The 7,310-nt window shown below is 56.4% G+C and carries 6 protein-coding genes and 1 tRNA gene; 5 read left to right on the top strand and 2 right to left on the bottom strand.

Translation table 11 applies throughout. The features are described 5' to 3' along the window. Positions 1-115 precede the first annotated feature (115 nt). Positions 116-886 carry a hypothetical protein gene (locus tag BIS10_RS02825; RefSeq protein ID WP_253502230.1) on the bottom strand — a complete coding sequence of 257 codons (771 nt, stop codon included), beginning with the start codon at positions 884-886 and terminating at the stop codon, positions 116-118. A 533-nt stretch (positions 887-1,419) separates the two neighbouring features. Between BIS10_RS02825 and BIS10_RS02820 the strand changes: the two genes are divergently transcribed. Continuing rightward, positions 1,420-2,436 carry a tyrosine-type recombinase/integrase gene (locus BIS10_RS02820; protein WP_253502227.1) on the top strand — a complete coding sequence of 339 codons (1,017 nt, stop codon included), beginning with the start codon at positions 1,420-1,422 and terminating at the stop codon, positions 2,434-2,436. A gap of 64 nt (positions 2,437-2,500) precedes the next feature. Here the strand turns inward: BIS10_RS02820 and BIS10_RS02815 are convergent. After that, positions 2,501-2,587: transfer RNA gene (locus BIS10_RS02815), tRNA-Leu, on the bottom strand. A 114-nt stretch (positions 2,588-2,701) separates the two neighbouring features. Here BIS10_RS02815 and queA point away from each other — a divergent pair. From queA to secD, 4 genes are all read left to right on the top strand, one after another. Further along, positions 2,702-3,733 (top strand): tRNA preQ1(34) S-adenosylmethionine ribosyltransferase-isomerase QueA, encoded by a 1,032-nt coding sequence (queA, locus tag BIS10_RS02810; RefSeq protein ID WP_253502224.1) that lies wholly within the window; start codon positions 2,702-2,704, stop codon positions 3,731-3,733. Positions 3,734-3,749: 16 nt separating this feature from the next. Beyond that, a complete protein-coding gene (tgt, locus tag BIS10_RS02805) occupies positions 3,750-4,895 on the top strand; it encodes a tRNA guanosine(34) transglycosylase Tgt (protein WP_253502221.1) in 1,146 nt (381 codons plus the stop codon). A 77-nt stretch (positions 4,896-4,972) separates the two neighbouring features. Further along, positions 4,973-5,299, top strand: coding sequence for a preprotein translocase subunit YajC (yajC, locus tag BIS10_RS02800; protein WP_188637668.1), 327 nt, complete (start codon positions 4,973-4,975; stop codon positions 5,297-5,299). A gap of 134 nt (positions 5,300-5,433) precedes the next feature. Next, complete coding sequence (gene secD / locus BIS10_RS02795; protein ID WP_253502218.1) at positions 5,434-7,287, top strand: protein translocase subunit SecD; 1,854 nt, start codon at positions 5,434-5,436, stop codon at positions 7,285-7,287. Positions 7,288-7,310: the final 23 nt, after the last annotated feature.

Genomic DNA, 7,310 nt, shown 5'->3' with positions numbered 1-7,310 from the left:
ATGGCACTGTCTGGGTGAATGGCGATAATGGCTATATTGCCATGCAGGTCAGTGGGTTAGAAGTGCTTCCGGGGGCCGGTCTCACGGATTCAGGATCAAAAAATGGATGCGGCGGTCACTTCGCAGATTGTGCATTAGAAGCGTCTGAACGTTTCAGCAGATACGAGTGAATATCTGCCTGAATCTGCTCGCGTGTCATATCGAGAATTTGATATTCACGATTGAGCTTAAATAGTTTTTTGGCCCACTCTGCAGCTACAGCCTCAAGATCCCCCCTGTGGCGACTGATCACCTTGGGGTCGTTGTACAGCATATTTTTAACCATGGCCGCTAACAAGACGTGATGCTCTTGCTCTGAGGCAGGCCTGATACGTTGATTAGCGCCTTTGCTTGCCCGCTGGAAGTAATGCTTACCTTCTAGGTTGCTCAAGATATCAAGCGCTGTGAGATGCCGTTGAGCCTCTAACAGGCGCGACTGCATGAGCTGGAAGGAGCGCTGCAAGTCACTGTTAAATCCTCCTACCCCTGCCGCAGTCATCGGTGACAATCCTCTTCGGTATTCGTGCTGGACAGAGACTGCCTGACGAAGCGCCTGATCGGCATGATGGGCACGCTGCTGCTGAAGAGCCACTTTTCCCTGCCGCAAAGCGATAGGCTCCTTCGCTTCGTCGGGCCGATAGTGACCAAGCTCCATATCAGAGTACAGCTCGTTGAGGCGAGCATCACGCTCCTGAACATCTGACACACCAAGATGCTCGAACGCCTGCTCGACAATTTGCCAAGCATGCCCAGTTAACTCTCGGCCTGCCCAGCCCATGGCAACTGATGGCTGTGAATGCTCCCGCCGCTTCTGCTCATGGGATGGCTGTTCGTGTGAATGGCTCAAACCTATTCCTCGCGCTCTCAATTAGCTGAATGACTATAGCAAGGCCTTGATAGCTCAGTCAGCTCTTCTTAAACAGCACAAGCTAGCCATTGCTAACTCTCCCTCCATCATCACTCCTAGTCGACCTCTCTAGAAGTCCTCATTAGCTATTAACGTTCATGTCTGGTTCTGCCATGCACAGGCGCCACTTGCATCAACTCACCCGGCAAAAAACCTCATTCATAAAAAAAATAAAAAATCAAACAGGCTGCTTCAACAAGGCGCGCTTCTAAGCAACGCCATAGAGCAAATCATCTCAAAAAAGGGACTATTTGATCATTGAGCTAGCAACAAAAAAGGAAGCATCAAATGGCCTCTTCGTTACTGAAGCCCGAGCAAGTCGCAGAGCGACTGGGCATGAGCCTGAGCTGGGTCTACGGCAACAAGCATCAAATAGGTTACGTCCAAATGGGTAGTGCTGTCCGCTTTGAAGAGTGCGCTGTACAGGGATATGCTGAGAGCTGCAAGCGCGGCCCTCACAACGAGGAACGCAAATGGGAATCACAACCAGATACAGAAAAAACCGCGACAAATGGATTGTTACGGAAACGCACAACGGTCAGCGACATCAACGAACGTTTGCAGGCAACAAGGAGGGTGAAAAGCAAGCACGTGAGTACGCAACGGCGAGAGAAGCAGCGATAAACGACGCAAAGTTCAACGGCGAAATCATGGGGCGTCAGCCACGTCGAACTTTTTTGGAAGGCGTCGAGCGCTGGATAGATGAGTATGACGTAATAAGCCAGGTAAAGGCGATTCGGCCAGTGGTGGCTTACATGGGGCCGGACGTGATGCTAGGTATTGAAGCGGTAGATAAGGCCCGGCACATGGCGCGGGACCTGCGCAAGCAGGGTCGTAGCCAGAGCACGATCAATAACCACGTTCAGGTGGTTAAGCGCGTACTGAACCTTGCTTACCGAGAGTGGGAGTGGATAAACCAGCCGCTGGGAGACAAGCTCAAAAAGCCAAACCCGAAGAACGAGCGGCATGTTTATCTGACAGAGGGAGATCTACGCAGACTGATACAAGCGATACCCGACAGCCGTGGCGATGACAAGAAAGTTATCGCCCTGGCAGCCGTGACAGGGCTGCGACAGGGCGAGCTGTTATCGCTAGAACCATCGAACGTGCATAGGGGTCGTATCGTGCTGCGACCAGATCAAACGAAAAACGGAAAGGTACGTGTCGTACCAGTACCCGCTGACGCACAATCGTGGCTGCATAACCTGCCGTTTGCAAGCAAAAAGCACACGATCAGGTTCACGTTTGAAGCGGCTAGAAAAGCAATTCAACGGGACGACCTGCGGTTTCACGACCTGCGTCACAGCTACGCCAGCTTGCTAGCCCAAGCGGGCGAAAGCATGACCAGGGTGAGGGATCTGCTGGGGCATTCCAGCCTGCTGGTTACGAGTCGATACAGCCATATGTTCGATTCTGGACTGGATGATATTGGGAAACGCCTGCCGCAGCTCAGCGACGCCTTCTGCGACCAAAATGCGACCATGCACTGATCAAAGGCCGTTAAGAGCCAAATTTCAGGCAAAAAAAAGGGGCCTAAGCCCCTGATTCTAAAGATGGTGCCGGTGGCCAGACTCGAACTGGCACACCCGTAAAGGCGGCGGATTTTGAATCCGCTGCGTCTACCAATTCCGCCACACCGGCAATGGATGCGCATTATACGGAGATAACCCCCCAGGTCAATCTCATCGACTGACTTTATCCACCTAAAGCGCTATCCTAGGCGGCTTGTTTGACCACTGAAAAGAGCTTCTTCACATGCAGCGTGCGGACTTCCATTTCGAGCTACCCGATGAGCTAATTGCCCGCTATCCGTCCGAGCAGCGCAGTGATTGCCGTTTACTGTGTGTGGATGGTCAAAGCGGCGCGCTGGCTCATCGCCGCTTTCCTGACCTGCTGGACCTACTTGAGCCGGGCGACCTGTTGGTGTTTAACGATACCCGCGTGATTCCCGCCCGCCTGCATGGCCATAAGGCCAGCGGCGGCAAGGTGGAAATGCTGCTGGAGCGCCCGCTGGATAGCCACCGAGGGCTGGCGCATATCCGCTCAAGCAAATCGCCCAAGCCGGGCACCGAGCTGATTTTCGAGGGCGATATCCACGCCGTGGTCGAAGGCCGCCGTGATGCACTGTTCGAGCTGCACTTTTTAGGCGATACGCCAATGATCGCGCTGCTGGAAAAGCACGGCCATATGCCGCTGCCGCCCTATATCACCCGGGAAGACGAGTTGAGCGACCGCGAGCGCTATCAAACCGTCTATGCCCGCCGCGATGGTGCCGTTGCGGCACCTACCGCTGGCCTTCACTTCGATCAACCGCTGCTGGATGCCCTGGCCGAAAAAGGCATCAACAGTGCCTTTGTGACACTTCATGTTGGCGCGGGTACTTTTCAGCCAGTGCGAGTGGACAACATCCTTGAGCACCATATGCACAGCGAATGGATTGAGGTGAGCGAAGCTACCTGCCAACAGGTTCGCGACACCCAGGCCGCTGGCAAACGAGTGATTGCCGTGGGTACCACCAGCGTCCGTTGCCTGGAGAGCGCCTGCATGAAGAGCAGCGACGGCAAGATTGCCCCATTCAGCGGCGACACGGATATTTTCATCTACCCAGGCTACGAGTGGCGCTGCGTGGATGCCCTGATTACCAACTTCCACCTGCCCGAATCTACTCTGCTGATGCTGGTGTCAGCGTTCGCAGGCTATGAACACATGATGCAGGCTTACCGTACGGCGGTAGAAGAGCGTTACGCCTTTTTTAGTTATGGCGACGCCATGCTGCTTACCCGCTAATTAACGAGTTATTGTGATGCGAAACGAATGCTTTATGCGCTTTGAGCGCCTAGCCGAAGACGGCCGCGCGCGCCGAGGCCGCCTGCACTTTCCCCGCGGCACGGTGGAAACCCCTGCCTTTATGCCCGTAGGCACCTACGGCACGGTAAAAGGCATGACGCCTGAGTCGGTCAAAGAGATTGGCGCAGAGATCATCCTGGGTAATACGTTCCACCTTTGGCTGCGCCCCGGCACAGATGTCATTGAAGCCCACGGCGACCTGCACGACTTCGCCCAGTGGGATAAACCAATCCTCACCGACTCCGGCGGTTTTCAGGTGTTCTCGCTGGGTGAAATGCGCAAAATCACCGAGCAGGGCGTGCATTTCCGCTCGCCGGTGGATGGCAGCAAAGTGTTCATGGGGCCGGAAGAGTCCATGGCGGTTCAGCGCTCGCTGGGCTCTGACGTGGTGATGATCTTTGACGAGTGCACCCCCTACCCGGCCACCTTTGAGGAGGCCGAAAAATCCATGGAGCTGTCGCTGCGCTGGGCCAAGCGCTCCCGCGATGCCCACGGCGATTCGCCTTCCGCACTGTTCGGCATTATCCAGGGCGGCATGCACCCTGAGCTGCGTGAGCGCTCGCTGAAAGGGCTTATGGACATTGGCTTCGACGGCTTGGCCATTGGCGGGCTCTCGGTGGGCGAACCTAAAGAGGAGATGATCAAAGTCCTGGATTATCTGCCTACCTGGATGCCGGACGACACCCCGCGTTACCTAATGGGTGTGGGCAAGCCGGAAGACCTCGTTGAGGGCGTTCGCCGCGGTGTGGATATGTTTGACTGCGTGATGCCCACGCGCAATGCCCGCAACGGCCACCTGTTCACGTCAGATGGCACCGTTAAGATCCGCAACGCCAAGCACCGCTTTGACACGCGCCCGCTGGATGAAGAGTGCGATTGCCATACCTGCCAGAATTTCTCTCGTGGCTATCTGCACCACCTTGATCGCTGTAATGAAATGCTGGGTTCCATGCTCAATACCATCCATAACTTGCGCTACTACCAGCGTGTGATGGCTGATTTGCGCGCGGCAATCGAAGCGGGTACATTGACGACCTTTGTGGAAAGCTTCTACGCAAGGCGCGGCCTCCCGGTGCCTCCCCTTGCAGAATCTGACACCTAAACAATAAAAGCCACTGGCTGAGGCGAGTGGCTTAATCCGTTCACCCATTGAGTGTTCTAACCCAGGAGTTCCCTGCAATGCTGGATTTCTTCATCTCACCAGCCCATGCCCAAGAAGCCGCTGCTGGCGGTGGCATCGCGCAAATCGTTATGCTGGTCGGTTTCGTACTGATTTTCTACTTCCTGCTGTGGCGTCCGCAAGCTAAGCGTGCCAAGCAGCACAAACAGCTGGTGTCTGGTCTCGCCAAAGGCGATGAAGTCGTGATCGGTGGTGGCCTGGTTGGCCGCGTATCCAAAGTCAGCGATGAGTTCCTGACCCTGGAAGTCTCTGAAGGTACCGAAGTGAACGTGCAGAAGAACGCCGTTGCTGCCGTACTGCCTAAAGGCACCATTAAGTCCATCTAACGCTTGCACTCCCCCCTGCCGACCCAGTGCCAGCCACCCCGGCAGGGGTGACATGGTAGCGTCGATGGTGAACGTTGCTGTGCCCAGCCTGTCTGTGCACAGCGATTCCGTTTGTAATTGAAGGCAGGGCTTGCATGCTCAACCGTTACCCCCTGTGGAAGTATCTGCTGATACTGGTCGTCCTGGTGGCTGGCCTTATCTACTCGCTTCCCAATCTATTCCCCGCAGATCCCGCTATTCAGGTTAGCGATGCCCAAGGCAACGCCCTGGATGAACGGCAAATTACCCGCGTTGAAGAAGCGCTCAGCGAGCGCGATATCGCCGTCAAAGCCGTTGAAGAGAACAATGGTCAATGGCTGATTCGTCTGCAAAGCGACGATGACCAGCTCGACGCGCGGGATATTGCCGCCGAGGTGCTTGGCCCCAACGCGACCGTGGCGCTCAACCTTGCCGATGCGACACCTGGCTGGCTGCAAGCTTTTTCTGCTTCCCCGATGACGCTGGGCCTCGATTTACGCGGCGGCGTTCACTTCCTACTGGAAGTGGATATGGATGCCGCGCTGACCCAGCGCCTTGAGGTGAACGCCAGCGCCATGCGCGAACTGCTGCGTGGCGAACGCATTCGCTACCGCAACACCACCATTGAAGAGCGCTCGCTCTCTATCGACTTCGCCAGCACTGAAGACCGCGATACCGCCCGCCGCTTGATCAGCCGCGACTTCCCGAACTTCGAGTACACCAGCGAAGGGGATGGCCGTGCTTCAAGCCTTGTCATGACGCTGAGCGATGTCACGGTCAACGAAATCCAGGACTACGCCATCAACCAGAACTTGACCACGCTGCGCAACCGCGTGAACGAGCTGGGCGTGGCCGAGCCCATGGTACAGCGCCAAGGGCCGAGCCAAATCGTGGTCGAGCTACCCGGCGTACAGGACACCGTGGCCGCCAAGCGGATCGTGGGCGCGACGGCCAACCTCGAGTTTCGTCTAGAAGCGCGCAACGATACGCCGGATGCCGAAACCGAACGCTTTGAGTTTCGTAACGACCCGGCCCGCTCAGCGGAGCTGATGCGGGATGTGATCATTACTGGTGACAGCGTCTCCAGCGCCAGCAACAGCTTCGACGAAAACGGTCGCCCCCAGGTCAACATCAACCTGGATGGCACCGGCGGCACGCTGATGAACCGCGCAACGCGCACCAACATTGGCCGCAACATGGCGGTGCTGTTTATCGAGCATAAGAGCGAAGACCGCATCGAAGTCGACCCGGAAACGGGCGAAGAGACCATTGTTCGCGAACCGTATACCGAGCGCGGCCTGATCAGCTTGGCGACGATTCAAAGTGCGCTGGGTAACAGCTTCCGCATCACCGGCCTTGATTCCCCCACTGAAGCCGCCGAGCTTGCCCTGCTACTGCGTTCCGGTTCGCTAGCAGCGCCGATTTACTTCGTGCAAGAGCGCACCATTGGACCAAGCCTAGGCGCTGAAAACATCGAGCGCGGCCTGCTATCGGTGCAGATCGGCCTGCTGCTAGTCGTGCTGTTTATGCTGGTGCGCTACAAGGTGTTCGGCGTTTTTGCCAACATCGCCCTGGCGCTCAACCTCACGCTGCTAGTCGCCGTGATGTCGATGCTGGGCGCCACGCTCACGCTACCCGGTATTGCCGGTATCGTGTTGACGCTGGGCATGGCGGTAGACGCCAACGTGCTTATCTTTGAGCGGATACGCGAAGAACTGCGCAACGGCATGTCGATTCAGCAAGCTATTTACGCGGGTTATGAACGGGCGTTCACCTCGATTGTGGATGCCAACATCACCACGCTGCTGGTGGCGGTGATTCTGTTCTCGATTGGCACCGGCCCGGTGAAGGGCTTTGCCGTCACGCTTTCAATCGGCATCCTGACATCGTTGTTCACTGCGCTGCTGGTGACGCGCGCCATGGTCAACCTGACCTATGGTGGCAAGCCCGTCAAAAAGCTGTGGATCTAATCTCGATGGGATCTCAACACGCG

It is taken from the genome of Halomonas sp. 707B3 (assembly GCF_024158645.1).
Taxonomy (GTDB): domain Bacteria; phylum Pseudomonadota; class Gammaproteobacteria; order Pseudomonadales; family Halomonadaceae; genus Vreelandella; species Vreelandella lionensis.
Note: the sequence above shows the minus strand (reverse complement) of the source record. Positions and strands in the feature narration are given on the sequence as shown.

Coding starts and splice junctions, on each gene's coding strand:
- BIS10_RS02820 (WP_253502227.1), top strand. CDS start 1,420: ATGGGAATCACAACCAGATACAGAAAAAACCGCGACAAATGGATTGTT.
- queA (WP_253502224.1), top strand. CDS start 2,702: ATGCAGCGTGCGGACTTCCATTTCGAGCTACCCGATGAGCTAATTGCC.
- tgt (WP_253502221.1), top strand. CDS start 3,750: ATGCGAAACGAATGCTTTATGCGCTTTGAGCGCCTAGCCGAAGACGGC.
- yajC (WP_188637668.1), top strand. CDS start 4,973: ATGCTGGATTTCTTCATCTCACCAGCCCATGCCCAAGAAGCCGCTGCT.
- secD (WP_253502218.1), top strand. CDS start 5,434: ATGCTCAACCGTTACCCCCTGTGGAAGTATCTGCTGATACTGGTCGTC.